Source organism: Thalassospira lucentensis, assembly GCF_011806425.1.
GTDB classification, from domain to species: Bacteria; Pseudomonadota; Alphaproteobacteria; order Rhodospirillales; family Thalassospiraceae; genus Thalassospira; species Thalassospira lucentensis_B.
In genome coordinates, this window is the sequence record NZ_JAATOV010000006.1 from 149,447 (window position 1) to 173,920 (window position 24,474).

General features: G+C 52.3%; 21 protein-coding genes. 6 read left to right on the plus strand and 15 right to left on the minus strand.

The window, feature by feature from the left end; all coding sequences use genetic code 11:
• The 4 genes from HCZ99_RS17345 to HCZ99_RS17360 form a co-directional block, all read right to left on the minus strand.
• Positions 1 to 2,160 (minus strand): LPS-assembly protein LptD, encoded by a 2,160-nt coding sequence (locus HCZ99_RS17345; RefSeq protein ID WP_254869700.1) that lies wholly within the window; start codon positions 2,158 to 2,160, stop codon positions 1 to 3.
• Positions 2,161 to 2,182: 22 nt separating this feature from the next.
• The gene (gene lptG / locus HCZ99_RS17350; protein ID WP_167448272.1) at positions 2,183 to 3,286 is read right to left on the minus strand and encodes an LPS export ABC transporter permease LptG; all 1,104 of its coding nucleotides are present in this window, start codon (positions 3,284 to 3,286) and stop codon (positions 2,183 to 2,185) included.
• Positions 3,283 to 4,380, minus strand: a complete 1,098-nt coding sequence (gene lptF / locus HCZ99_RS17355) for an LPS export ABC transporter permease LptF (protein ID WP_167448273.1) — start codon at positions 4,378 to 4,380, stop codon at positions 3,283 to 3,285. The genes lptG and lptF overlap by 4 nt, the downstream gene beginning before the upstream one ends.
• A 229-nt stretch (positions 4,381 to 4,609) precedes the next feature.
• On the minus strand, positions 4,610 to 6,394 hold the full coding sequence (locus HCZ99_RS17360) for an acyl-CoA dehydrogenase (RefSeq protein WP_167448274.1): 1,785 nt from the start codon (positions 6,392 to 6,394) through the stop codon (positions 4,610 to 4,612).
• 332 nt (positions 6,395 to 6,726) lie between these two features.
• Here HCZ99_RS17360 and HCZ99_RS17365 point away from each other — a divergent pair, with 332 nt between their 5' ends.
• Complete coding sequence (locus HCZ99_RS17365) at positions 6,727 to 8,238, plus strand: S41 family peptidase (protein WP_254869701.1); 1,512 nt, start codon at positions 6,727 to 6,729, stop codon at positions 8,236 to 8,238.
• Positions 8,239 to 8,342: 104 nt separating this feature from the next.
• Here the strand turns inward: HCZ99_RS17365 and HCZ99_RS17370 are convergent, their stop codons facing one another.
• The 3 genes from HCZ99_RS17370 to HCZ99_RS17380 form a co-directional block, all read right to left on the minus strand.
• Positions 8,343 to 9,242 carry an NAD(P)-dependent oxidoreductase gene (locus HCZ99_RS17370; protein ID WP_303047859.1) on the minus strand — a complete coding sequence of 300 codons (900 nt, stop codon included), beginning with the start codon at positions 9,240 to 9,242 and terminating at the stop codon, positions 8,343 to 8,345.
• A gap of 103 nt (positions 9,243 to 9,345) precedes the next feature.
• Complete coding sequence (gene ppk2 / locus HCZ99_RS17375) at positions 9,346 to 10,266, minus strand: polyphosphate kinase 2 (protein WP_254869702.1); 921 nt, start codon at positions 10,264 to 10,266, stop codon at positions 9,346 to 9,348.
• Between the two features lie 164 nt (positions 10,267 to 10,430).
• A complete protein-coding gene (locus HCZ99_RS17380) occupies positions 10,431 to 10,691 on the minus strand; it encodes a DUF1127 domain-containing protein (RefSeq protein WP_167448276.1) in 261 nt (86 codons plus the stop codon).
• 139 nt (positions 10,692 to 10,830) lie between these two features.
• Here HCZ99_RS17380 and gcvA point away from each other — a divergent pair, with 139 nt between their 5' ends.
• Positions 10,831 to 11,781 carry a transcriptional regulator GcvA gene (gene gcvA, locus HCZ99_RS17385; RefSeq protein WP_167448277.1) on the plus strand — a complete coding sequence of 317 codons (951 nt, stop codon included), beginning with the start codon at positions 10,831 to 10,833 and terminating at the stop codon, positions 11,779 to 11,781.
• Positions 11,782 to 11,931: 150 nt separating this feature from the next.
• Here gcvA and HCZ99_RS17390 read toward each other — a convergent pair whose 3' ends face one another.
• Positions 11,932 to 12,348, minus strand: coding sequence for a DUF1489 family protein (locus HCZ99_RS17390; RefSeq protein WP_167448278.1), 417 nt, complete (start codon positions 12,346 to 12,348; stop codon positions 11,932 to 11,934).
• Positions 12,349 to 12,568: 220 nt separating this feature from the next.
• On the opposite strand from HCZ99_RS17390, the gene HCZ99_RS17395 reads away from it, so the two are divergent.
• The 4 genes from HCZ99_RS17395 (at position 12,569) to HCZ99_RS17410 (ending at position 17,037) form a co-directional block, all read left to right on the plus strand.
• Entirely contained in the window at positions 12,569 to 12,862 is a 294-nt protein-coding gene (locus HCZ99_RS17395; protein WP_167448279.1) for a DUF2849 domain-containing protein, read from the plus strand.
• Between the two features lie 11 nt (positions 12,863 to 12,873).
• Positions 12,874 to 14,529 (plus strand): nitrite/sulfite reductase, encoded by a 1,656-nt coding sequence (locus HCZ99_RS17400; RefSeq protein ID WP_167448280.1) that lies wholly within the window; start codon positions 12,874 to 12,876, stop codon positions 14,527 to 14,529.
• Positions 14,516 to 15,040 (plus strand): DUF934 domain-containing protein, encoded by a 525-nt coding sequence (locus HCZ99_RS17405; protein ID WP_167448281.1) that lies wholly within the window; start codon positions 14,516 to 14,518, stop codon positions 15,038 to 15,040. Before HCZ99_RS17400 ends, HCZ99_RS17405 begins: the two co-directional genes overlap by 14 nt.
• 326 nt (positions 15,041 to 15,366) lie before the next feature.
• A complete protein-coding gene (locus HCZ99_RS17410) occupies positions 15,367 to 17,037 on the plus strand; it encodes a methyl-accepting chemotaxis protein (RefSeq protein ID WP_167448282.1) in 1,671 nt (556 codons plus the stop codon).
• Between the two features lie 10 nt (positions 17,038 to 17,047).
• On the opposite strand, the gene HCZ99_RS17415 is transcribed toward HCZ99_RS17410, so the two are convergent.
• The 7 genes from HCZ99_RS17415 to HCZ99_RS17445 all read right to left on the minus strand — a co-directional run bounded on the left by HCZ99_RS17415 (position 17,048) and on the right by HCZ99_RS17445 (position 24,387).
• Complete coding sequence (locus HCZ99_RS17415; RefSeq protein ID WP_167448283.1) at positions 17,048 to 17,554, minus strand: GNAT family N-acetyltransferase; 507 nt, start codon at positions 17,552 to 17,554, stop codon at positions 17,048 to 17,050.
• Positions 17,555 to 17,557: 3 nt separating this feature from the next.
• On the minus strand, positions 17,558 to 18,487 hold the full coding sequence (locus HCZ99_RS17420) for a hydroxymethylglutaryl-CoA lyase (RefSeq protein ID WP_167448284.1): 930 nt from the start codon (positions 18,485 to 18,487) through the stop codon (positions 17,558 to 17,560).
• Positions 18,487 to 20,490 (minus strand): acetyl/propionyl/methylcrotonyl-CoA carboxylase subunit alpha, encoded by a 2,004-nt coding sequence (locus tag HCZ99_RS17425; RefSeq protein WP_167448285.1) that lies wholly within the window; start codon positions 20,488 to 20,490, stop codon positions 18,487 to 18,489. The genes HCZ99_RS17420 and HCZ99_RS17425 overlap by 1 nt, the downstream gene beginning before the upstream one ends.
• Position 20,491: 1 nt before the next feature.
• The gene (locus HCZ99_RS17430; RefSeq protein ID WP_167448286.1) at positions 20,492 to 21,304 is read right to left on the minus strand and encodes an enoyl-CoA hydratase/isomerase family protein; all 813 of its coding nucleotides are present in this window, start codon (positions 21,302 to 21,304) and stop codon (positions 20,492 to 20,494) included.
• 7 nt (positions 21,305 to 21,311) lie between these two features.
• A complete protein-coding gene (locus HCZ99_RS17435) occupies positions 21,312 to 22,922 on the minus strand; it encodes a carboxyl transferase domain-containing protein (RefSeq protein ID WP_167448287.1) in 1,611 nt (536 codons plus the stop codon).
• A 267-nt stretch (positions 22,923 to 23,189) separates the two neighbouring features.
• Positions 23,190 to 23,789, minus strand: a complete 600-nt coding sequence (locus tag HCZ99_RS17440) for a 2-hydroxychromene-2-carboxylate isomerase (protein WP_167448288.1) — start codon at positions 23,787 to 23,789, stop codon at positions 23,190 to 23,192.
• A gap of 124 nt (positions 23,790 to 23,913) precedes the next feature.
• On the minus strand, positions 23,914 to 24,387 hold the full coding sequence (locus tag HCZ99_RS17445) for an Lrp/AsnC ligand binding domain-containing protein (protein ID WP_167448289.1): 474 nt from the start codon (positions 24,385 to 24,387) through the stop codon (positions 23,914 to 23,916).
• Between the last annotated feature and the right edge of the window lie 87 nt (positions 24,388 to 24,474).

A 24,474-nucleotide genomic window follows, 5' to 3' on the forward strand; every position in this document is an offset into this window, starting at 1 on the left:
TTATAATCCGGCTGCAGATGCAAATTCGCCCAATGACTTAAACACGAGGCGGAACAAAAATTCGTCAGACTGGCCCAAGTCCTGATCCTGATAGAAGGTACGGCGGACCTGACCATCAAAGAGGAAGCACTCATCCTCGTATACAAACCCTGCACCGTACTCAAGTGGGGCAGACTGATCAATGTCATAACGCGCATATGCCATGCCAGACCAAAAATCGCTAAATTTGCGCTCAGCTATAAAGTACAGTTCTTCGCGTTCATTGAACTCTTCGCTGCCTGCGTCGTCGGTAAAATGAACATATGTGGTGTTGATGCGCAATGTATTGAGTGATCCGGCGGTTGCCGATACTTGGTTTCGACGTGCGGAGAAGTCTTCACTATCGAGGCGATAGCGGTACGTAAGATCAAGATACTCGTTTGGTGATACCGTTACGCGGCCAACATAGTCTGACAAATGTTCGTCAAGTCCCGATCCTGGTGCGAAAGTATCGTTGTCATTCGCACGGTAGCTTTGGCCAAACATCGCGCTGGTGTAGCCGCCTGATTGCCCGTAAATGCCCCATTCCAAACCATAACTGGCACGAAACCCATCTTCTGCTCGGTCAAGTCCCCCGAAGCGGTCATGAGACATTAGGTTGATGTCGTCAAATTCAAACGATTGTGAATCCTCGTTTGATATTTCGTCGGGGTTTCCGCCATTCGGGGACCAGGCCATCATGGCCATCGGTTTGATAATCTGGTGATATTCGCCTTGATCGCTGACAAAGGGCATGTTCCAGTCAAGTGCGATTAAAGGCAACAGACGTCCTGTGTAACCGCTATAGTCACTTTTGCCGTTTCGAGAGACATCGGAAACAATGTAATTGTCACTGCGAAGAGACAAGCTGAGCTTCGTTACATCCCCCATTGATCCGATATAAGGCAGGGTCCAGCCGGCTTTGGCGGATAGGCGATGCGAGTCAGCACCCACGTCTCGAGTCAAAGAGAGACCGTCTATGTCGAGCGTCGAGTAGCTACCGTAATTAGCGGGTTCTGTCCGGCCATGGAACTGCATATGTGGCAGGACAACCGGCGTAGTGTCTCTACGGTCATCGTCTTTAAGACCTTGGAAATAATACCCGTCAACACGTGTATAGCTCGCGCCACGGAAACCTTCTGTGAATAGATTGGAGGTCAAAACAGATGGGGAAGCAAATCCATAACGAGATTGATAGGTCTTTTCTGAGGCTTGTTCAGCATCAAAACCCCAGCGCCAAGTTTCATCTATGTCAAAGCGGCCTTCTGCATCAATGTGGCCCTGGAAGTCATCATCGCTATCTTGTGTAGCACTCACATCGAACTCCATTTTGCCACTGTCAAATCTTTGGCGGTATTGAGCCGAGAGTACGGGGCCTTCACCTACGGTATAGATCGGTGTTAAGGTCGCGTCTTTACTGTCGTCTATTGCCCAGTAGTAAGGTTGAGCAAAAAATGATCCAACGTAGCTCGTGCTACCAAATGTTGGCGCAAGAAGGCCAGACTGGCGTTTGACGCTAGGGTCTGGGTGCTGAAAATAAGGTGAGTAAAGCACGGGGATGCCGCCCAGCTCTAGACGGGCGTCGTTATATTCAACTGTTTTGGCCTCGGCGTCATGGATAACGCGTGCGGCGCGAATGCGCCAAAGCGGTGCACGGTCGCTATCGTCCGCACAGACTTCGCAGGGTGAATAGACTGCTTTGGCAATTTCGGTGAAATTGCCATTACTGCGACGTGCCCCCGTGCCCGCGATGCGCGTGTGCTCATCAAGCAGGACGTAAATGTCTTTCACAACCCCATTTTTGAAGTCGCCGCTGAGTTCGACATAACTCGCAAATGTCACTTCGCCGTTAGGTTCGGTAATGCTGACATTGCCTGACGCGGTCATCACGTCTTGTGATTGGTCGTAGCTGACCGTATCGGCCAAAAGAATGCGACCGTCGCGTGAAATCTCGACATTGCCGCGCGCGGTTACTGTTTGGAGCTCGCGATTGTAATCAACTTCATCAGCGCTAAACAGAAGAGCCTGTTCGTCTTGCTCTGCTTGAGTGGACGAAGTCTGTGCGTTTGCTGAATTAATGCCGTATCCAATGAATAGCAGGCCGCATCCCATTATAGTGCTGGTGGCGAGTTTTTTGATCATGTCCCCCGTCGTAGCCATCGAACTAGCCATCCTCAAGATGTAGCAATGTTGAAACCCCTAGCAATAAAGAGATACCCGCTGGTGCCCATGCCGCCAAAATTGGAGGTATGCCGCCAGATACGCCGAGCGCTGAAATGACATCGGTGCAAAAATATAAAATAAAACCGGTAGCAACCCCACCACCGACAACAATAGACGCGCGTCGGCGTCGAGAAAATTTAAGACAAAAGGCCGCCGCGATCAGGACCATCGCACATAAAAGAAGAGGGCGAGACAGCAGGCTGTGGAAATGTATACGATGACGGGTGGCATTAAAACCAGCGCGTTCCAGTAAATTGATAAACGGCTTTAAGTCCCAAAATGACATGGATTCTGGTGAGGCAAAGCTATCTTGAATTTTCCGCGCTGTAAGATTTGTTGGCAGCGTGACTTCGTCGGAAAATGTGCTGGCTTCACCGGGGTTAAAGGTCCAGACATCATAAAAGTGCCAGATCCCCGGCTCCAAAATTGCGCGTTTGGCATCCAGGCGTTTGGTGAAGACATCAGAATTTTCAAAACGAAACACAGTTACGTTACGCAGATCGATTCTGTCACTTTCCTGACTACGCACATCGCGGGCATAAATCACAGCTTGGCCGTCTTGTGTCCCTTGGCGCAGCCAAAGCCCGCTTGATGATAGGTTCATCACGCTGACTTTGTTTTGAAGGTAGCGTGCTTCAAGCGTTTCGTATCGCTGAAGCAATATGGACGATAGCGGGTTCAGTGCGGTGACCTGAAGAATACCAAGGATCAGTGCGCACGCAATCGGTGGTAAAAGGAACTGCCATGCTGAAACTCCCGCCGCACGGGTGACAATTAGTTCTTGATTGCCCGTGAGCTTCCAGAAGGAAAACATCGAGCCAAACAACACAGCAAACGGCAAAACCTTTTCCGTCATGAACGGAATGCGGCCAGCAGCCATTTGAAAGACGATGCTTACAGTTGCATTTGGCTTTCCAGCCGCTCGGCGCAACAATTCGATGCTGTCACCGATCATGATCAGGCCGATTAGAAGGGCCAAAATGCCTAAGATCGAAATTAGGACATGTTTGCCGAAATACCAGGTCAGTGTCGGAGAAATTCTCATGCTTTCGCCTCTTCACTGGTAGCGCGCTTAGCGCGGATTTGTGGTCCGCGGAGAGTCCAGTAAAGGCCTAATACAATTGGCAGGAGGACGTTGATATACATTAAGGGAATAAGGGCCGGGTTTTTTGCCGCAAGGTTTTTCATCGCAATCGCGATCGCCTGATTGATCACCATAACGCCAATCGCGGCCAAAAGGCGGCCGGTTTGACCGCGCCTTGAAAAACTGCTCGAAACAAGGACAGCAAGAGCAATGCTGGCAAAACCAATCGCATATAAGGGTGAGATCAAGCGATCATGCCCCTCAGCGCGAAATGCGCCAATATCATTTGCCGAAATGTCTGGTGGCGTACCTGTCAACAGATTGAAGACACTGCGTTCACGTGCGTCGCGGTACCGCAATGTTGGGTCTTCAGCTGTGTGCGCAATATCAACGGCATAGCGATCAAAATAGAGGATCGACATTGTGCCATCATCCGGATTTACTTCCTGACGATTTCCATCAAGAAGCACAATGCGCGGACCCTCGTTGGTACGAACCAGAGCACCATGTTTTGCCATCATGGTACTTTGATTTTTGGGATCACGTGCATCATGGACCAGAATGCCGAGCAGTTCGTTGTCGCGCCCAACTTCACGGACATAGACGGTCAATCCGTCCAAATCGGTAAAGCTGCCTTCTTGCAGAAGTACCGATGAAAAATCATTTCGGATTGAAAATTGCAGTTCTTTGAACTGTTGGTAGCTATAAGGCAAATAAAACAGGGTCAAAAAATAACCAAATGCCGCTGTCATAAGCGCGAGTATTAGGGTCGGTTTGACCAAGGCCCATTGGCTTAACCCCGCAGCGCGCATTACAATCAACTCACGATCCTGAATAAGCTTGTTGTAGGTAAACACCACAACGAAAAACAGCGAGATCGGTAGGATAATCGCAAGGAAACTAGGCAAAAGCAGCGAGGTTAGCTGCAAAAATACCGAGACCGACAGGCCCCGGTTCACAATCATTTCCACAAAACGCAAGCTTTGCGATAGCCAAATGACACAGAGAAGACCCAGTGTCACAAAGACCATCAAAATCAGCTGCTGCTTGAGCATATATCTGGTTAAGCGATTCATCGGGCGGATTATAGACAAGCAATCAGAAACCGAAACAGTAAATTGCTTTTAAAAGCGTGCAAATCGTGCGGAATTTACGAATGTTGCCAGTTTAAGCAAGCTGTTTCATCTGGGGGTGAAAATCGGGCGGTGAAACGAACGTACTGTGACACTTTTGGTCAAACCTCAGTAAGGTGTCAGCGCGGACGCACTTTCGGTATCGAGTTTGTCAAAATAGTGGCTGCGTTTCGTGAAGCTCAGCCGTGTCACAATTGGCAATTTGGGCCGCCACAAATGCCGCCTCTGGCAGCAATTGAGAAAAGAAAAAGTGGCAGGACGAGATCTTGCGCCAGAGAAAATCGCTTGGTTCCGGCGCGTTGCTTGCAGCCATCAGGGCGCGAAGCATCAACCAACCAGAAATACAAAGAGCAGCCTGACGCAAATAAGGCGATGCCAAAGCTTGCGCCATTTCGGAATCTTTATTGCAGCGATCAAGAACGAGATCGGTGCTTTCACCAAGCTGCGAAAGGGCAGTTTTCAGTTGGTTTGCAGCAGTTTTTAGGGGGCGGTTGTTCGGTTCGGTTGAAAGTGCGGTTTCGACAGTAGCGCGCGCATCGGAAATTAGTGCGTTTAATGCGTGCGCCTGATCACGCAGTACTTTTCGGCCGATGAAATCAAGGGCTTGAATGCCGTTTGTGCCCTCATAAATTGGTGCAATACGGGCATCGCGCAGATGTTGAGCTGCACCCGTTTCTTCGATAAATCCCATCCCACCATGCACTTGAATGCCAAGGGAAGCGTTATCGACGCCAAGGTCGGTCGACCATGCCTTTACCAGCGGGATTAAAAGGTCCGCACGAGCCTTGGCTGCCGTGCGGAGGTTTTCATCGATCTCGTGATGCGCAATATCAAGCTGGGTTGCAGCATAGAGCGAAAGGGCGCGCGCGGCCTCGGTCGAGGATCGCATGCGCATCAACATCCGCTGAACATCGCCATGCATGATAATCGGTGCATCATCGCCGGTGCTGGCTTTGCCCTGTTTGCGTTGATGGCTGTATGCCAGCGCCTGTTGATAAGCGCGTTCTGAAATCGCAACGCCTTGTTGGCCAACCGCCAGACGTGCGTTGTTCATCATGGTAAACATGCAGGCGAGGCCGTTGCCTTCTTCGCCGACAAGATATCCAATCGCGCCACTCTGGTCGCCAAAGGACAAAACCGCCGTGGGGCTGGCGTGAATTCCAAGTTTATGTTCAAGCGAGACACATGAAACGTCATTGCGTTTTCCGATTTCGCCGGTTTCGGAAACAAGGAACTTTGGCACAATGAACAGGGAAATGCCTTTAACCCCATCTGGCGCGCCGGGTGTTCTAGCCAAGACAAGATGGACGATATTTTCGGTCATCTCGTGATCGCCATAGGTAATGTAGATTTTTTGCCCGCTAATGGCGTAGCTTCCATCATTTTGCGGAACGGCCATTGTACGTACTTTTGACAGATCCGATCCCGCTTGTGGCTCGGTCAGGTTCATAGTGCCTGTCCATTCGCCGCTGACGAGGCGCGAAAGATAAAGGGCGCGCTGCTGAGAAGTCCCATGAATGGTAAGCGCCTCTATCGCGCCGGCTGTCAGCATCGGGCAAAGCGCAAAGGCCATATTTGCCGACTGCCACATTTCGGCAACGCACGCGCCCAAAAGGATCGGAAGCCCCATGCCACCGTTGGCCTCTGGGGCGGAAATTCCCTGCCATCCGCCATCGCAAAACTGTGCATAGGCCTCTTTCCAGCCCGTTGGTGTGCGAACGGTGCCATCAGAAAGAAGGGTGGCACCTTCTTGATCGCCAACACGGTTCAGGGGAGCTAGCACCGATGAAGCAAACTTTCCGGCTTCTTCAAGGATGGCATCGACGAGGTCCGGGCTGATTTCGGTAAATGCCGGCAAGGAGGCGAGGGTGTCTATTCCGATCACGTCATGGATCAGAAAACGGAAATCTTGTAGTGGGGGTGTAAAGTCAGTCATGGAAAAAGACGTCTCCCTGAAATGTGAGGCGCCCGCTCGGAAGTGTCAGCTTTTTGCCAACTTTGTTTGTTAACTAACACCATAACCGCGCAACCGGCGAAGTACCAGCCCGTTTCGTAAAATAGGCCTTAAACGGGCCGCATACATTGGTCGCAGCCTTGGTTCGATGGGCCGCACCACCGTTAGCACTGGCAAAGCAGGCGCGCGCGTCCATATTAATTTGATGATAAATCCAGTCAGGGGGTCGCCAACCTTCGCTGGTCAAGCTAAACTTGGATGGCGCGAAACTGAGTTTCAATCGAAAATCCAAAAGACAAGACAGGAGTGGGCTATTGCTGCGCAAAGGAATATTACCGATTTTGTTTGCGGTGCTGATTTCATTTGCCGGGACAAGATTGGTCGCCTGCGCTGGGCCGGTATGGCCAAGTCATGAAGAGCAACTGTTTCTTGATGCGTACCGCGATCACGTAAAGGTTGATGCAACCGATGATGAGTTTGCGCGTGCCGACAAGCTTTATGTAGAAGCAGTAAAGGTTTTGTCTGAAACCTATGTCGAACAGATTGATGTTCCTGTCTTTGTTCAAAATAGCATTGCCGAACTTGATGGCCTTGAGGTCGAGGACCCGTCGCCAACCGGTGTCGTCGGTGCGGTTTTGGATGAAAACTTGCATGCGCTTGATCCGCACAGTGCCTATATGACGCCCGATATGTTCCGTCGCCTGCAAGAAAGCACCGAAGGCAGCTTTGCCGGTGTTGGGATTGTCATTTCACTTGATGATGAAAAACGTATTCGCGTTGTTTCGCCGATTGATGACACCCCAGCAGCACGTGCAGGCCTGCAGCCAGACGACCGTATTACCCATATCGACGGATATGAGATGAATGGGGAACCGATATCCGAGGCCGTTCGACGCATGCGCGGGCGTGTCGGCGATCCGGTGACCTTGACCATTATGCGCGGGAAAGAAAGTTTCGATGTTACTGTAAAGCGTGCCCGCATCGAAGTGCCATCTGTCACCGCTGCAACAATCGACAATGATATTGCCTATATCCGTGTGTCGCGGTTTGATGCGACAACGCTTGAGCAAACCCAAGACTATCTATCCCAATTGCAAAGCAAGATTGCGAAACCGCGCGGGATCGTTGTTGATTTGCGCCGGAATCCCGGTGGGCTGCTTGATAGTGCTGCCGATATCGCAGATCAGTTCCTGACGGGTGGTTTGATTGTTGCCACCGAAGGCCGCGGCGAACGCAAATTGCGTCGCTACGAAGCGGATGTATCGGATTACTTTGACGGTGTTCCGATGGTGATCCTGCTTGATCGTGGATCGGCATCGGGTGCGGAATTGATGGCCGCAGCGTTGCGAGAGAACGGACGTGGCGTGATCATTGGTGAACGGTCATTTGGCAAAGGATCAATGCAGCGCATCATGCCGCTGACATCTGGCGGTGGTGTCAAAATTACCACCGGTTATTACACCACCCCGGAAGACCATATTGTTCAGGGCAATGGTGTGGTGCCAGATATCGAAGTCTTGCGTGCGGATGAAGAAGAGTTCGAACGCGAAATTGACCTCGCCCATGCCTTGCCATCCCGTCGCCGTGATCCGCGTCAGTCATTGGCATCGGTGGACGCGAAAAGTTGTGAACGTGACATCACCATGGATCGGTTCGGTGGTGCTGCGGAGCGTGAAAAGGCAAAAGCAGAAACCGAGGATGGCAAAGAGACGGATGCAGAAGCATTCCGCGATTCCGTCCTTGAATGTGCTGTCGGGTATTTTGAAGGCGGTTCACTTGCCAATTACCGCAATCAGCTTGAGCCGCTTTTGCGCGCAGGTCTGTAATCATCGTCACTTCATCGGTGAGGATGCTGATGAAGGTAAGTAAAAAAGAAAAAACGCGGCCAATGTGCCGCGTTTTTTTTTGTTTTTGTTCGGTCCGGCGAAGCTTAGCCGCGAGACAGCAAATCAATCAGGCTTGAGGTATCCCAACGATTGCCGCCGCGTTCCTGTACCTGGGCATAGAATTGATCAACCAATGCCGTAACGGGCAGGCGGGCGCCATTGCGTTTGGATTCTTCAAGGCAAATGCCAAGGTCTTTGCGCATCCAATCAACGGCAAAGCCGAAATCAAATTCGTTTTTAACCATGGTGCTGCCACGGTTTTCCATTTGCCAGCTGCCAGCCGCGCCCTTGGAAATCACATCAAGGACCTTTGACATATCAAGCCCGGCTTTGACCCCGAAATTAACCCCTTCGGACAAGCCTTGAACAAGGCCGGCGATGCAAATCTGGTTGACCATTTTGGTCAGTTGGCCAGAACCACTTTCGCCCATCAATTTGCAGGATTTTGAAAAGGCGTCAATCACTGGGGCGGCGCGATCAAAGGCATCTTGATCGCCACCACACATCACCGTCAAAACGCCGTTTTCAGCACCAGCCTGACCACCAGATACAGGGGCATCAATAAACGAAATGCCCTTGTCTTTTGCCTGCGCATAGATTTCGCGTGCAACGTCGGCAGATGCGGTGGTGTTATCAATCAGGACGGTGCCGCTGTCCATGGTTGCCAGCATGCCGTCGTCACCGGTGGTTACGCTGCGCAAGTCGTCATCATTGCCAACACAGCAAAAGACGAATTCGGCGCCTTTGGCGGCCTCTGCCGGGGTGGCGGCGGATGCCCCGCCATATTCAGCAACCCATTTTTTTGCTTTTGCGGTCGTGCGGTTATAGACGGTAACCTCGTGACCTGCTTTTTGCAGGTGACCGGCCATGGGATACCCCATGACGCCTAAACCGATAAATGCACATTTAGCCATTGTTTGCCTCCCAATTATTTGATGATGCAAGTAAAGGTGGCAAGGCGCGCAATGTCAATGAGCACAGGTGCCACCATGACAATGTTTTCACGATCTGGAAGGATTTTGCCCTAAACGTCCGTTTTGGGAAAAATCAATGATCTTCAAGTTCTTCGGCGGCACTGTGGATGATCCGACGGTCATATGTCAGAAGTTCTGGCTGCTTTCCCGGATAGTCGAAACCTGACAGGTAATAGCGAATGGCGTTGAGGCGCGCGCGTTTCTTGTCATCGGATTTAACAATCACCCACGGGCTGTCGGCGGTTGATGTGTGATAAAACATGTCGCGCTTGGCGTCAGCGTAATCATCCCAAAGGTCTTGGGATGCCAGATCCACAGGGCTTAATTTCCATTGTTTTAGGGGATCGGATTTGCGCTGTTTAAAGCGCTTTGCCTGTTCTTTTTTACTGACCGAAAAATAGAACTTGGTCATGTGAATGTTTGACCGGATCAGCATGCGTTCAAGGACCGGTGCGGATCGTAAGAACTCGGTCACTTCGAACATGTCACAGAACCCCATCACCCGTTCGACCATTGCCCGGTTATACCATGACCGGTCAAAAAGCACGATTTCCCCGCCACTTGGCAGATGTTCGATATAGCGTTGGAAATACCATTGCGTTGCTTCGCTGTCGTTGGGTTTTGCCAGTGCAACGACCCGCGCACCACGTGGGTTAAGATGCTCGGTAAAGCGTTTGATGGTGCCGCCTTTGCCTGCTGCGTCACGGCCTTCAAAGATCACCAGCGATTTGATGTTTTGTTCCTTAACCCAGTTCTGAAGGCGCAAAAGCTGGATATGCAGGGGGGTGATCAGTTCCAGATACTGTTTTGACCGCATCTTTGGCGCGCGTTCTTGCGGATCAAGGCTGACGTCAGGCGGAAGATCAGACGTCTCAGGCTGGGCAGAAAGCTGGTCGGCAATGCTGGATGGCAGGGTTGCTATCGTGTCGCCATTTTTGCCCGCTTCATCAGCTTTGTCATCCGTTTCTTTGTTTGATTTTTCGTCCGATGCCATTCCGCCATGCCCCTGCAGCTTATAAAGAATTTTCAATGACAAGAGTGCGCGATGATTGCGGGCGGCGCAAGGGGCATTCATTGACCTAGCGCTGTCTTGGCAATGTGCTGTGGGGCATGGCGGTTGGTCGGGCGAGCGGGCATTTTGCGTTTGGTGATTGGTTTTTAAGGCCGCCAGAACGGCTTTTGATATTCGTCGTAGGCATCTGCGCGTGAGAGCCCGATATCGGAAAGGGCGCTGTCACTCAGGCGCATTAATGCACGGCGCTGAGCACGACGTTGTAAAATGCCTGCGATAAAGTCGGCAAAATGGGTGATGTGTTTTACCCAGTTTGTCTGCCTTTTTACCGCGTTTTGCGCGTGTGACGAAATCTGGTTTTCGCAGCATTCCAAAAGGGACGGCGTTTGACCTGCGATATGTGCCATTTGAACCTCCTTGGTGTAATTCATCTAATGCGTTGTTTCGCATTGATGTCATGTTCACCGCAAAAGAAGGGCGTGACAAACGACTAATTCTGGCGATATGTATTAGTTAATCTAATTCATTTCTGCCAAGGAGCGTGTCATGCGGTTACCCCCACTTCAGTCATTGCGGGCCTTTGACGCCGCAGCACGCCATCTCAGCTTTACCCGGGCGGCTGAGGAGCTGTTTGTCACCCAAGGGGCGATTAGTCAGCAGGTCAGACAGTTGGAAGAGTATCTTGGATTTCGGTTGTTTCACCGATTACCACGTCAAATCCATTTGACCGAAGAAGGGGCAAGGTTATCGCGTGCGACCAGTGCTGGATTTTCAAAGATTGCTGATGAAATCGAACGATTAAAGGCGGTGGAGGAAACTGGCGTTGTGACGGTCAGTGTGCTGCAAAGCTTTGCCGTGAAATGGCTGGTGCCCCGCCTTGGGTATTTTCGCGAAGCATATCCGGATATCGATGTGCGCATTCACGCCGATGACAGGCTTGTGGATTTACATACCGAAAGTATCGATCTGGCCGTGCGGTTTGGGAGCGGGAAATACCCCAATCTTCATTGCGAATTGCTGATGCATGATGAATCATTTCCGGTCTGCAGTCCGGCGTATCTTGATGCGCATCCAGAGCTAAAGACGCCGTCCGATATTGTCGGGCATCAATTGCTGCATGATGCGACACTGATCATGGACCACCCACACGCAGCTGATTGGGAGTTTTGGTTAAAAGCTGTTGGCGAACCTGATGTCGATGTCAGTCGGGGTTTGCGGTTTAATTCCGGCGATATGGTTATTCAGGCAGCCCTGATCGGGCAGGGTCTTGCGATGGCCAGAACCAGTTTGGCTGCCTTGGACCTTAAGGCAGGCAACCTTGTTCGGCCATTTCCGCAAAGTGTCGCGTCAAATGGGGCATACTATCTTGTTTATCCCGAAGATCACCTTAAACGACCGCGGGTTTTGGCGTTTGTGAATTGGCTTAAAAATGAGGTTGCCGCGACCCTGCAGGAAATCGACGAAGACGGTTCTGCCCCGGCTCAGCCAATATCATAATATGAAATGAGTATAGTTTTAGGCAGAGATAACTGCTGCTGTGAAAAGCTTTAATCCCTATGTCCGCGCGAAGGGGCGGAGTTTTGGCTTGGGCGCTGGCTCAGAAGAAATCACATCGCCTCTGAGCCCATTCGTCCACATCCGATTAGGTCAGATCAGGCCAAGGTTGCGTAACTCATCTGCCATGTCATCAGGAAGGGCTTCGGTGCCGCCACCCTGTTTGTCGTCTGGCGGGCATTTGTCCTCGGTCAGGTAGCGCCATCCCTGAAATGCGCGGTGCGGATAGGGGCGGGTGTCGACGATTTCGGGATCAAGGACAATGCGGCAGTATTTCGTGCCTTCTTCATTGACGAACTCTTCAAGGTCGATCACCTGCTGTCGGCAGCGTATTGCCCCTTTGATCACCCAATAAATCGATCCGCCCGCAAGGATTTCGTCCTTGCGCTTCGGCGTCATCCGCGTGGTGTGATAGACGCGGCCATAAATGGCCTGAAAGGACGATTGCCATTCGCGCAATCCGTCTGGCGTTTCGGTTCCAACACTTAACTTGATGATGTTCAGCGACATTTTTTAAGCAGGCTTTTTATTGTGGTGGTGATCGAGGTGACTTGACGTAGGTCCAGTACGGCCAATGGTCAAGGCTGGATTTATTAAACACATATATTTGTGTTATTTATGTTAATTAACAAAAAAACTTGACCAATAATAGGTAATCATCCAAATTCTTATGCAGAATTGGTCCGCCCGCAGGATCAAACCCGAGAGATTTAAACGCTGAGAGAACCGAATGTCCCTGCAAGTTGCCACGGCAAACCGTCTGGATGACGGGTTGGTTGTGTTCCTGACGGCCAATGGCGGTTGGAGCGAAAACATCAACGATTCCCGCGTCGCAGACGGAAAAGAAGCTGCGGCTGTTCTTTTGCAAGAAGCCAGCGCACCTGAACTCGACGTTGTGATCGTTGGGCCATATTTGATCGATGTGGAACAGCAGGATGGTGGGCTGGTTCCGACAAAATACCGTGAAGTTCTGCGCACCAAAGGTCCGAGTGTCCGCCAAGACCTTGGCTATCAGGCGGTATAGGGAGACGACCGATGTATCGTTATGACGATTTTGACCGCCAGCTTGTCGAAGAGCGCACCGCACAGTTCCGTGAACAGGTTCAGCGCCGACTGGCCGGGGATATCACCGAGGAACAGTTTCGTCCGTTGCGGCTGATGAATGGTGTGTATCTGCAATTGCATGCTTATATGCTGCGTGTTGCCATTCCTTATGGCACGCTGCGCGCGGATCAACTTCGCGCCCTTGGCGGGATTGCACGCAAGTATGACAAGGGCTATGGCCATTTCACCACGCGCCAGAATATTCAATATAACTGGCCGAAACTTGATGAAATTCCCGATGCGTTGCTTGATCTGTCCAAGGTCGAAATGCATGCGATCCAGACATCAGGCAACTGCATTCGCAATACCACGACCGATCAATATGCCGGTGCCGCGGCGGACGAAATCGAAGATCCGCGTCCTTATTGCGAACTGATCCGCCAGTGGTCGACATTCCACCCGGAATTCACCTATTTGCCGCGCAAATTTAAAATTGCCGTAACCGGTTCACCCAACGACCGTGCTGCGGTGAAGGTGCATGATATTGGTCTTCGCATGCATCACAACGAAGCGGGCGAAACCGGGTTTGAGGTTGTCGTTGGTGGGGGCCTTGGGCGCACGCCATTCGTTGGCAAAACTGTGCGCGATTTCATCGGCAAGAATGATTTGTTTTCCTACCTCGAAGCCATCTTGCGGGTTTATAACCGTTTTGGCCGACGGGATAACAAATACAAGGCGCGTATCAAGATCCTGGTGCATGAAGAAGGGATCGAAAAAATCCGCGACCTTGTCGAAGAAGAATGGGCGCAGATTAAAGACGGTTCGCTGCGTGTTAGCGATGAAGAAATCGCGCAATATGTCGAACAGTTCGCACCGCCTGCGTTTGAAGACTTGTCCGATGACAGCCCGGAATTGGCGCTTCATAAGGCGGAGCACCGCCGGTTTGCCAACTGGGTGCAGTCAAATGTGATTGCTCATAAACAGCCTGGTTACGCGATTGCCAACGTATCGCTTAAACCGATTGGCGGTATTCCAGGCGATGCCACTGATGTCCAGATGGAATTAGTGGCCGACCTTTCGGAAAAATACAGCTTTGGCGATGTGCGTGTGACCCACGAACAGAACCTTGTTCTGCCGCATGTTAAAAAGGCCGATCTGTTTGCGCTTTGGTCGGAATTGGATGCAGCTGGTCTTGGGACCGGCAACCTTGGTTATGTGACGGATATCATTGCCTGCCCGGGGCTTGATTATTGTGCGCTGGCAACTGCGCGTTCAATCCCATTGTCGCAGCGTATTTCAGAACGCTTTGGTGATATGGATCGTCAGCATGATATTGGCGAACTGAAAATCAAGATTTCTGGCTGCATCAATGCCTGTGGGCATCACCATGTCGGGCATATTGGTATTCTTGGTCTCGATAAGCGCGGCAAGGAATTTTACCAGATTACCCTTGGCGGTGACGCCAGCGAAAATGCCGCAATTGGTAAGATTGCCGGTGCTGGTTTTTCTGAGGCGGAAGTAGTCGATGCCATTGAAAGTTTGGTGACCAAATATATTGATACTCGCGACCCTGGTGAACGCTTTATCGATACTTATCGCCGTGTTGGCATGGACCCGTTCAAAGAGGTGCTTTATGGCGATCGTTAAGAATGACACCGTGATCGAACAGGAATGGATTACGGTCGATGCCGAGGGTGACCTTCCGGCCAGTGATGAAAACCTGATTGTGCCGTTGGCACGGTTCAAGGAGCAGCGCGAAGACCTAATCGGTCGCAATGGCGGGTTGGGTGTTTTGCTTAATCCCGGGGATGCCCCAGAAGATTTGGCCGATGACCTTGACCGTCTTTCGATCATTACGGTGAATTTCCCGGCCTATACCGACGGGCGGGGCTATTCCTATGGCCGTGTTTTGCGTGAACGAATGGGGTTCAAAGGCGAACTTCGTGCGGTCGGTGACGTGTTGCGTGATCAGTTGCTTTATATGCATCGCTGCGGTTTTGATTCTTATGATCTGAATGTTGATGGCGAGACGGCCTTGACCAAGGTTCGGGCCGCGTTAAAGGAAATGTCGGTTTATTACCAGCCAACTGGCGATGGCCGGGCAACCGCCGCATCGCTGCGTGAACGCCGCGCAAATGCGACGGGAAAGGCATTTTGAGTGGCTGCTGATTACCCGGCAGCTTAACCGTCGGCCAAAACAAAAGCGCCTCTTAGCGCCGCAAAAAACTCCAACATATTGCTAAGCTGGATGTTGATCAAAGCAGCTCTGGAAGTTTCCAGGGCTGCTTTTGTTTTGGGTGGTTAGCACGCCTAATTCGGTCTTTGCCCTCGCGGTTATTGTCCGCAAAACGTGTACTTGGGTCGGAAAAGCTTCTTAAAATAAGCCTTTGCCTACTTTGGGTTTATTTATTTTACACATATATCTAGTAAGTTGTGTCGCGGTGCCCATATCAGAAAGTCACAGCTTTTCTGATGAGGGGTACCATGGGATCTTTGTTTAAGCGTTTGAAAATCTCGGCAAAGGTGTATGGCGGTTTTGGCGTTGTACTTGTGTTGCTGGCGTTTATGTCGCTGATGGCGGTGATTTCGATCAGTGATGTTGGTGATGATTTCGTAAGGTATCGCCAGATCGCCTTGCAATCCAATCAGGCCGGGCGTGTTCAGGCCAACCTTCTTGAGGCACGTGTTTCTGTAAAAGACTATCTGTTAAGCAATAGCCCGACGTCTGCGGCGAACGTGCAAGAGCGCATTGAGACCGCACTTAAGTTGAACAATCAATTGGTTGGGATGCTTTCTGATCCCGCGCATGTCGCGGTTGCGGAAAAATCTGCTTCCCAGCTTCAGGCGTATCTTGAGGCCTTTGCGACGGTCGTTGCGCTTCCGGTGGGCGATCCGGCGCGTACCGAGCTTGTTACCGGTACCCTCGATGAAATTGGTCCTGCGGTCGCCCATGAGCTTGAAGACATGAAGCTTGAGATCAAAGCCGAGCAGGACGAAATTGGCCCAAGAGCAACCAAAGAGGCGAGAAATGCGGTTCTGACGACGGAGATTGTCGCGGGTGTCGCGATTATCTTTGGGATTGCGGCTGCGTGGATGATTGGTGTGGGTATTTCGCGTCCAATCCGCGCGATTACCGACGCCATGAATGAACTTGCCGCTGGTAACAAGCAGGTTGAAATTCCCGGACAGGATCATCGCGATGAAATCGGTGATATGGCCGCGGCTGTTTTGGTTTTCAAAGAAAACATGATCAAGGCAGAAGAACTGGCCGCCCAAGAGGTTGAGGCCGTTAAAGGGCGTGAACGCCGAGCGTTGAAAATTGGCGAATTGACGTCAAGCTTTGACCGGGAAGTTTCCACCGCCCTTGAGGCGGTCGCATCCGCGTCAAATGAAATGCAGGCAACCGCCACAAGCATGACCAGCACGGCAGAGGAATCCAGCCGACAGTCGAGCATCGTTGCCGCCGCCGCAGAGCAGGCGTCAAACAACGTGCAAACGGTCGCAAGTGCGGCAGAGCAATTAAGCGCATCGATTGCGGAAATCACCCATCAGGTCAGCCAATCGTCCACCGTTGCAAGCCGCGCGGTTGCCGATGCTGAGCAAACCAATGAACAGGTGCGTGGCCTTGCGGCGGCGGCACAGAAGATTGGCGATGTTGTCGGATTGATCAGCGATATCGCCGAGCAAACCAACCTTTTGGCACTGAACGCAACGATTGAGGCGGCACGTGCAGGGGATGCCGGCAAGGGCTTTGCGGTTGTTGCCGCCGAGGTAAAAAACCTTGCAACCGCGACGTCACGTGCAACCGAAGATATCACCGCGCAAATCACGAGTATCCAACAAGAAACTGAGGGGGCGGTTAGCGCAATTGGGGCGATTTCAGAAACCATTGCCGAAATCAGCGAGATCGCATCAACGATTGCCAGCGCGGTTGAACAACAAGGGGCCGCAACCGCCGAAATCACCCGAAATGTGCAAGAAGCATCGACGGGTACAAGCGAAGTGTCGTCAAACATCCTTGGGGTGAATGAGGCATCGGCATCAACCGGTGCCGCCGCCGAACAGGTTTTGGCCGCATCGGGCGAACTGTCGGAGCAATCAGAACTTCTGCGCGAGAAGGTTGCGCAGTTCCTTAGCGACGTTCGGGCTGCTTAGGTCAGATAAACTATCCCTGCCTTTTGGGATCAAAGGTCATCAAAAGGCAGGGCCCTTCGCTGGTTTCATATTCGCGGTGGCCGACAAAGCCGATGGCTTCGTAGCAGCGAATGGCTCCCTCGTTGGTCGGATCGGGATCAATTGCGATCAGGGGCGCGCCCCGTTCAATCAGCATATCCACAAGCAAGCGCAGAAACATGCGTCCATGGCCGCAGCCCATCATGTCAGCCACGCCGATAAAGGCATCCAGACACCGGGTGCTTTCGGGTAGGGGATCAAAATGGGCTTGTGGCCATTGATGGGCGTCGTAATGCTGCACAAAGGCAAAGGGCCGATTGCGATAAGACACAATCAACGTTGCGATTTCGGCCAGTTCGATGTCTTCAGTGATGATTTCAATTTGCTCAACCGGGTCGCCCCACCAGCGGGTGACTTCGGGCAAATATAGCCAGCGGCGGATCATGGAAAGGTCGCTTGGTGTGGCCCGTCGGAAGCTATAATTTGACGGGCCCTTCATGCGCTATTCCTTATTGCTTTCGCGCTTTGCTGCAAGGGCCAAATTGGCCTTTGATGCGCTTGATCGTCCGATTTGATCACAAATCCAGCTTCCTGTCGCGGCCAGTTTTTCAAGATCAATACCGGTTTCAATTCCAAGCCCGTTTAGCATGTAAACAACGTCTTCGGTGGCGACATTGCCACTGGCCCCCTTGGCATAGGGGCAGCCGCCAAGCCCCGCGACCGAGCTATCAATTGTCGCAACACCCATTTGCATAGCCGTCAACAGATTGGCAAGTGCCTGGCCATAGGTGTCGTGGAAGTGGGCGGCGAGTTTTTCAATGGGCACATGGGCGGCGACTTTGGAAATCATCGCCTGTGCCTTGGCCGGGGTGCCAGTGCCGATCGTATCACCCAGGCTGATTTCATAGCAGCCCATGTCATAAAGTGACTTAGCGACCTCGGCGACTTTTTGGGGGGCGATGTCGCCCTCGTATGGGCAACCGAGCACGCAGGACACATAACCACGCACCGAAAGCCCGGCGTCACGCGCAGCATCGACCACCGGGCGGAAACGATCCAGGCTTTCGGCAATCGAACAATTGATGTTTTTTTGCGAAAAGCTTTCTGATGCGGCGCCAAATACGGCAACCTCGGTCGCACCAGCAGCAATGGCGGCTTCTAGGCCCTTAAGGTTGGGGGCCAAGACGGGGTAGGTTACGCCGGATTTGCGGGTGATTTTGGACATCACATCGCTGGCATCGGCCATTTGTGGCACCCATTTGGGGCTGACGAAGGCGGTGGCCTCAATCACGGAAAGACCCGCATCATTTAGACGGTTAATTAGCGCAACTTTGGTGTCAGTTGGCACCATTGTCTTTTCGTTTTGCAGCCCGTCGCGTGGGCCGACTTCAACGATTTTGACCTGCGATGGTAAACCGGAAAGGGGCGCCATTATTCGGCCTCCGTAATCGCAATCAGTTCGGCACCGTCATCGACCTGATCACCTACGCCAAAGAAAACTTCCTTGATGGTGCCCGATACGGGTGCGGAAATGGTGTGTTCCATTTTCATCGCCTCCATCACTACAAGCTTGTCCCCTGCGGTCACAGATTGGCCCATTTCGGCCATGACGGCAATGATCTTGCCCGGCATTGGGGCGGTTAAGCCACCCCCGGTTCCCTCAACCGCGCCAGCAGCGGCAAGTGGATCAAAGATTTCAAGCTGGTCGGTGCAACCATCACGGAAAATCGTCAGACGATTGCCGTCGCGCAGAACGGTGGCACGTTTGCGTGCATTGTTCAGGCTGGCGTGGATGGCGCCGTTCTGATCATGGTCGGCATGGGCGATGATCGCGCTACCATCGGGCATATCCATGACATAGCCGTGATCGCGATAATGGACTTTGACCGCAAGATCATCCCCGTCATGACGTAAGATCAGGTCATGATGATTGTCGTCGTTAAGTCGGAAACCAGCCGTGCTGTGCCAAGGAGAATAGGGATCGTTGCTTTGTGCGGCAAAGCGGGCGGCCTCTGCATCCCGGTTGCGCAGGATGTTAAGGGCGGCAAACGCCAATGCGTCGTTATCAGGCTTGAGTGATGCCAGGATCAGATCGTCATGATACATCGGAATAAAGCCGGTTTCGACTTCGCCCGCTTCGAACGCTGGATGGCGGGCAATGTTGCCCAGGAAGCGGGTATTGGTGGTGACCCCGACGATCTGCACATCATTTAAGGCCGATGCCATGCGGCGCAGTGCGGATGTACGATCGACATCCCACGTGATCAGTTTGGCGATCATCGGATCATAATGGATGGAGACTTCGCCGCCTTCGTAAACGCCAGTATCGACCCGCACATGATCGGATTCATGGGGCATGCGCATATGCACAAGCTTGCCGGTTGCCGGTAGGAAATCGTTCTGTGGGTCTTCGGCGTAAATACGGACCTCAAACGCGTGACCAGTGATCGTCAGTTCGTCCTGCGATTTTGGCAGATGTTCCCCATCGGCAACGCGCAACTGCCATTCGACAAGGTCTTCGCCGGTGATTTTTTCAGTGACCGGGTGTTCGACCTGAAGGCGGGTGTTCATTTCCATGAAATAGAATGCACCCGACGCATCAAGCAGGAATTCAACCGTACCAGCCCCCTGATAGCCAATTGCCTTGGCGGCATCGACGGCGGCCTTGCCCATTTGGGCGCGCAATTCGGCGCTCATGTTTGGGGCGGGGGCTTCTTCGATTACTTTTTGATGGCGACGTTGCAGCGAACAATCACGTTCAAACAAATAAACGGCGTTGCCGTGGCTGTCGGCAAAGACTTGAATTTCGACATGGCGTGGTTTTGTGATCAGCTTTTCTATTAGGCAATGGTCATCGCCAAAGCTGCTGCCGGCTTCGCGTTTGCAGCTTATCAGGGCATCTTTGAAATCAGATGCGTTTTCAACCGCGCGCATGCCTTTGCCGCCACCGCCCGCCGATGCCTTGATCAATACCGGATAGCCGATTTTCTCGGCCTCGGCCGCAAGGACGTCCGGGTCTTGGTCCGTGCCGTGATAGCCCGGCACGAGCGGCACACCGGCTTTGCTCATGATTTTCTTGGCTTCGGATTTTGATCCCATGGCGCGGATCGCACTTGCCGGTGGGCCAACAAAAACACAGCCGACCTTTTCAAGGGCGTCGGCAAATGCCGCGTTTTCCGACAAAAAGCCATAGCCCGGATGGACGGCGTCCGCCCCCGATTGGGCAATGACCTCAAGCAAGCGGTCGGTGCGAAGATAGCTGTCTTTGGGGGCGGGGGCGCCGATGTGATAAGCCTCGTTCGCGGATTTGACATGCAGGGCATTGGCATCTGCGTCGGAATAAACGGCAACGGTCTGGATGCCCATGCGACGGGCGGTTTTGATCACACGACAGGCGATCTCACCGCGATTGGCGATCAGAATTTTGCGCGGCATGTTATTTCTTGCTCCAGTTCGCGGGACGTTTTTCCAAAAAGGCGCTGACACCTTCGCGGCCCTCAATGCTTGCGCGTTGATCGGCAATGCGGTGCGCAGTGTCATCAATCACGGCATCGGAAATCGGTGTGTTGGCGACGGCGTAAATCAGTTCCTTGGCGGCATGCATTGCCATTGGCCCGTTTGCCAGCAGGATTTTTGCCATATTATCGCCGTGCGTGATGAGGTCATCACCCGGCACAATGTCATGAACAAGACCAATATCCTTGGCGGTTTGGGCGTCAAACCGTTCGGCGGTCAGGAAATATCGGCGTGCCTGATTAACCCCGATGGCCTCAACCACATAGGGGGAGATTACAGCAGGGATCAGGCCAAGTTTGACTTCCGATAAGCAGAAGCTGGCGCGTTCGGATGCGATCACGATATCGCAACATGCCGCCAAGCCAACCCCGCCGCCAAAAGCCGCGCCATTGACCAACGCGATGGTTGGTTTTGAGGTAAAGTTCAAAACCTTCATCAGCTTTGCCAGTGCGCGAGAGTCTGCCAAATTTTCGCTGTGGCTATAGCTCGCCATGCGCTTCATCCAATTAAGGTCCGCACCGGCAGAAAAGCTTTTGCCTGCACCGGTCAGGATCACAACACGCACCGCCGGATCGGCATCAAGTGTTTCGATCTTGGCCGTCAGGTCGGCAATCAGGGCGTCGTCAAAGGCATTATGGATATCAGGACGGTTCAATGTGATGCGTGCGATGCCATCGGTGTCGATTGCGCAGATGGCGGCATCTGAAATGTTATTGGTGTTTACATTATTCATGACGGCCTCACATCCTAAAGACGCCAAACCGGGTTTCCTCGACCGGTTTGTTCAGGGCTGCGGACAGACCAAGTCCAAGAACCATGCGGGTATCGGCCGGATCAATCACGCCGTCATCCCAAAGACGGGCAGACGCGTAATAGGGATGGCCTTGTTCTTCGTATTGATCGCGGATCGGCGCCTTAAAGGCTTCTTGGTCTTCTTCGGGCCATGTTTCGCCGCGTTTTTCGGCGGCATCGGCGCGAATTTGGGTCAAGACATTGGCAGCCTGTTCGCCGCCCATTACCGAAATACGGGCATTGGGCCACATCCATAAGAAACGCGGGCCATAGGCGCGGCCACACATGCCGTAATTACCCGCCCCAAATGATCCACCAATTAGGACGGTAAATTTTGGGACACTGGCCGTGGCAACCGCGGTGACAAGCTTGGCGCCGTCCTTGGCGATGCCGCCACTTTCATATTTGCGGCCAATCATAAAGCCGGTGATGTTTTGCAAGAATACCAGCGGAATGCCACGCTGGGCGCAAAGCTCAATGAAATGTGCGCCCTTAAGCGCGCTTTTGGAAAACAAAATGCCGTTATTGGCAATGATGCCAACCGGATATCCGAAAATGCGGGCAAAGCCGGTGACAAGGGTGGTGCCGTATTGTGCCTTGAACTCATCAAAGTCAGACCCGTCGACAATGCGGGCAATGATTTCGCGCACGTCATAAGGTTTCTTGCTGTCGTTTGGCACCACGCCATAAATTTCACGTGGATCATAGGCCGGGGCCTGTGGCTTGGTCAAAGTTAGGCCGGGGTTCTTATGCCAGTTCAGGTTTTTCACCACATCGCGCGCAATGGACAGGGCGTGTGTGTCATCCTGGGCATAATGATCGGTCACGCCGGATGTTTTACAATGGACATCGGCACCGCCCAAATCCTCTGCCGAGACAACTTCGCCAGTCGCGGCCTTAACCAGTGGGGGGCCGCCCAAGAAAATCGTGCCTTGCTTGCGGACGATGATGCTTTCATCCGACATTGCAGGGACATAGGCGCCGCCCGCAGTGCAAGACCCCATGACAACCGCAATTTGTGGAATGCCCTTGGATGACATGGTGGCCTGATTAAAGAAAATCCGTCCGAAATGGTCGCGGTCGGGAAAAACATCATCCTGACGCGGCAGGTTGGCACCGCCACTATCAACCAGATAAATGCAGGGCAGGTTGTTTTCCAGCGCGATTTCCTGCGCACGCAGATGCTTTTTGACGGTCATGGGATAGTACGAGCCGCCCTTGACCGTCGCATCATTGGCGACAATCACACATTCAACACCCGAAACCCGCCCGATGCCGGTAATGATGCCTGCGGCCGGGACATCTTCGTCGCCGTACATCCCGTACGCTGCCAGTTGGGAAAGCTCCAAAAATGGAGAACCGACATCAAGCAATTGGCGAATGCGTTCGCGCGGAAGAAGCTTGCCGCGCCCGGTATGTCGGTCGCGCGCCCGGTCGCCGCCGCCCAGTTTTACCTGCGATATTTGATCGCGCAGATCGGCAACCAGTTTTTCCATATGTTCGGCATTGTTGCGGAAGTCTTCAGAGCGTGAATTGACCGCAGATTTCAGTACCGTCATTGTCCAGCTACACCATTTTGTTGCGGGTTTTGGGCCCGAGTTGAATGACGTTATGGCTGTTGTTATGGGGGAAGTTTACGTAAGCGTCAACATTAAATAGGTATTTCAGTACCGAAATTATCCATATGGCCTGTGGGTTCCCAGCAACACCCGGTTCGAGGCTGTTCTGAGCCGTTTTGTATTGTTCGGTAATCGGGTGCTAGATGGCTGTGCAATGGGGCATGTTAATCCGTTGACGACACGGATGCTTGCGCTGCTTTGCGCAGATTAGCTTTCGGTTCGGGCAATCCACTGTTCAAGCTGATCAAGGCGGTCATTGCCAAAGAACGGTTCGCCTTCATAGAAAAAGAAGGGGGAACCAAACGCACCCATTTCGATGGCCTCGGATGTGATATCGCGGGTATGGCTTTTCCAGCGATCGTGTTCCACAGCGACGCGCATTTCCGATGCATTGATTGAATGACGTGTGGCGGCGGCCAGAACATTTTCAGGGTTGGACATGTCCAATCCATCTGCGAAATAGCCGCGATAGATGTCCTTGGCGAATTTGCGCGCCAAGGCCGGTGATTGGGATTCCAGCCAGTAAAATGCGCGGGTGGGCATCAGTGCTGCATAGGGGAATTTATCGGGAATGCAGAATGGCGTGTTTTGCGCCCGGGCACAGCGTTCCATGTCGTGGCGGAAATACGGTCCCCTGATCGGTTGATCTAAAAGCGGGGTTTGACCGGTTTGCTTAAACGCCGCGCCAATCATAAAGGGTCGCCAAAGGACTTTAACACCCACGCGCGATTCGAATTCATCCATCCGTTCTGCCGCGAGGTAGCCGTATGGGGACGAAAAATCGAAGTAAAAACGGACTTCCGCCATGTTCCTGCACCTGATTGATTTTAATTGCCATTTCGCAAAAGCTTGGTCGTGCAGGTCTGGTGCCTGTTTAAACCGTGTTTGATAGTGCCGGTTGCACCATTGAAACGCAATTAAAAACAGATGGTTAGGGGATTGAGATGCCCGGGCGGACTTTTACTTCTTCCATAACGACATATGTATGAGTCTGGCTAACCCCTTGGACTGATGACAAGCGTTCAAGGAATTCACGGTAGGCATACATGTCTTCAACCCTTAGTTTAGCAAGATAGTCAAAGCCACCGGCAACCATGTGACATTCTTCGATTTCGGGCAATTTACGGATTGCTACGGCAAAGACGTCAAAAACATCCGGGGTGGTGCGATCCAACGTGATTTCGACAAACACCACCAATGATTGGTTTAACTTGCGCGGATCAATGATCGCCATATAGCCGGTGATATAGCCGTTCTGTTCAAGTCGGCGGACTCGTTCAAGACAGGGGGTCGGGCTTAGATTCACGCGGCGTGACAGTTCGACATTCGACATGCGGCCATCACTTTGCAGTTCTTTGAGGATCTGCGTGTCGATCTTGTCGAGGTGCTTTTGATTCTTCTGCATTTTTTGGTCTAAGCCAGTATTAAAAACTATGAAACCATCAAGTTGATGGATGATATATCGTATTTTCGGAAAAAATGGCAGCACATT

Excerpts from the sequence above, each read along its gene's own strand:
- HCZ99_RS17345 (WP_254869700.1), bottom strand. The coding sequence starts at position 2,160 with ATGATCAAAAAACTCGCCACCAGCACTATAATGGGATGCGGCCTGCTA.
- lptG (WP_167448272.1), bottom strand. The coding sequence starts at position 3,286 with ATGAGAATTTCTCCGACACTGACCTGGTATTTCGGCAAACATGTCCTA.
- lptF (WP_167448273.1), bottom strand. The coding sequence starts at position 4,380 with ATGCTCAAGCAGCAGCTGATTTTGATGGTCTTTGTGACACTGGGTCTT.
- HCZ99_RS17360 (WP_167448274.1), bottom strand. The coding sequence starts at position 6,394 with ATGACTGACTTTACACCCCCACTACAAGATTTCCGTTTTCTGATCCAT.
- ppk2 (WP_254869702.1), bottom strand. The coding sequence starts at position 10,266 with ATGGCATCGGACGAAAAATCAAACAAAGAAACGGATGACAAAGCTGAT.
- HCZ99_RS17380 (WP_167448276.1), bottom strand. The coding sequence starts at position 10,691 with ATGGCACATATCGCAGGTCAAACGCCGTCCCTTTTGGAATGCTGCGAA.
- gcvA (WP_167448277.1), top strand. The coding sequence starts at position 10,831 with ATGCGGTTACCCCCACTTCAGTCATTGCGGGCCTTTGACGCCGCAGCA.
- HCZ99_RS17390 (WP_167448278.1), bottom strand. The coding sequence starts at position 12,348 with ATGTCGCTGAACATCATCAAGTTAAGTGTTGGAACCGAAACGCCAGAC.
- HCZ99_RS17395 (WP_167448279.1), top strand. The coding sequence starts at position 12,569 with ATGTCCCTGCAAGTTGCCACGGCAAACCGTCTGGATGACGGGTTGGTT.
- HCZ99_RS17400 (WP_167448280.1), top strand. The coding sequence starts at position 12,874 with ATGTATCGTTATGACGATTTTGACCGCCAGCTTGTCGAAGAGCGCACC.
- HCZ99_RS17405 (WP_167448281.1), top strand. The coding sequence starts at position 14,516 with ATGGCGATCGTTAAGAATGACACCGTGATCGAACAGGAATGGATTACG.
- HCZ99_RS17410 (WP_167448282.1), top strand. The coding sequence starts at position 15,367 with ATGGGATCTTTGTTTAAGCGTTTGAAAATCTCGGCAAAGGTGTATGGC.
- HCZ99_RS17415 (WP_167448283.1), bottom strand. The coding sequence starts at position 17,554 with ATGAAGGGCCCGTCAAATTATAGCTTCCGACGGGCCACACCAAGCGAC.
- HCZ99_RS17420 (WP_167448284.1), bottom strand. The coding sequence starts at position 18,487 with ATGGCGCCCCTTTCCGGTTTACCATCGCAGGTCAAAATCGTTGAAGTC.
- HCZ99_RS17425 (WP_167448285.1), bottom strand. The coding sequence starts at position 20,490 with ATGCCGCGCAAAATTCTGATCGCCAATCGCGGTGAGATCGCCTGTCGT.
- HCZ99_RS17430 (WP_167448286.1), bottom strand. The coding sequence starts at position 21,304 with ATGAATAATGTAAACACCAATAACATTTCAGATGCCGCCATCTGCGCA.
- HCZ99_RS17435 (WP_167448287.1), bottom strand. The coding sequence starts at position 22,922 with ATGACGGTACTGAAATCTGCGGTCAATTCACGCTCTGAAGACTTCCGC.
- HCZ99_RS17440 (WP_167448288.1), bottom strand. The coding sequence starts at position 23,789 with ATGGCGGAAGTCCGTTTTTACTTCGATTTTTCGTCCCCATACGGCTAC.
- HCZ99_RS17445 (WP_167448289.1), bottom strand. The coding sequence starts at position 24,387 with ATGCAGAAGAATCAAAAGCACCTCGACAAGATCGACACGCAGATCCTC.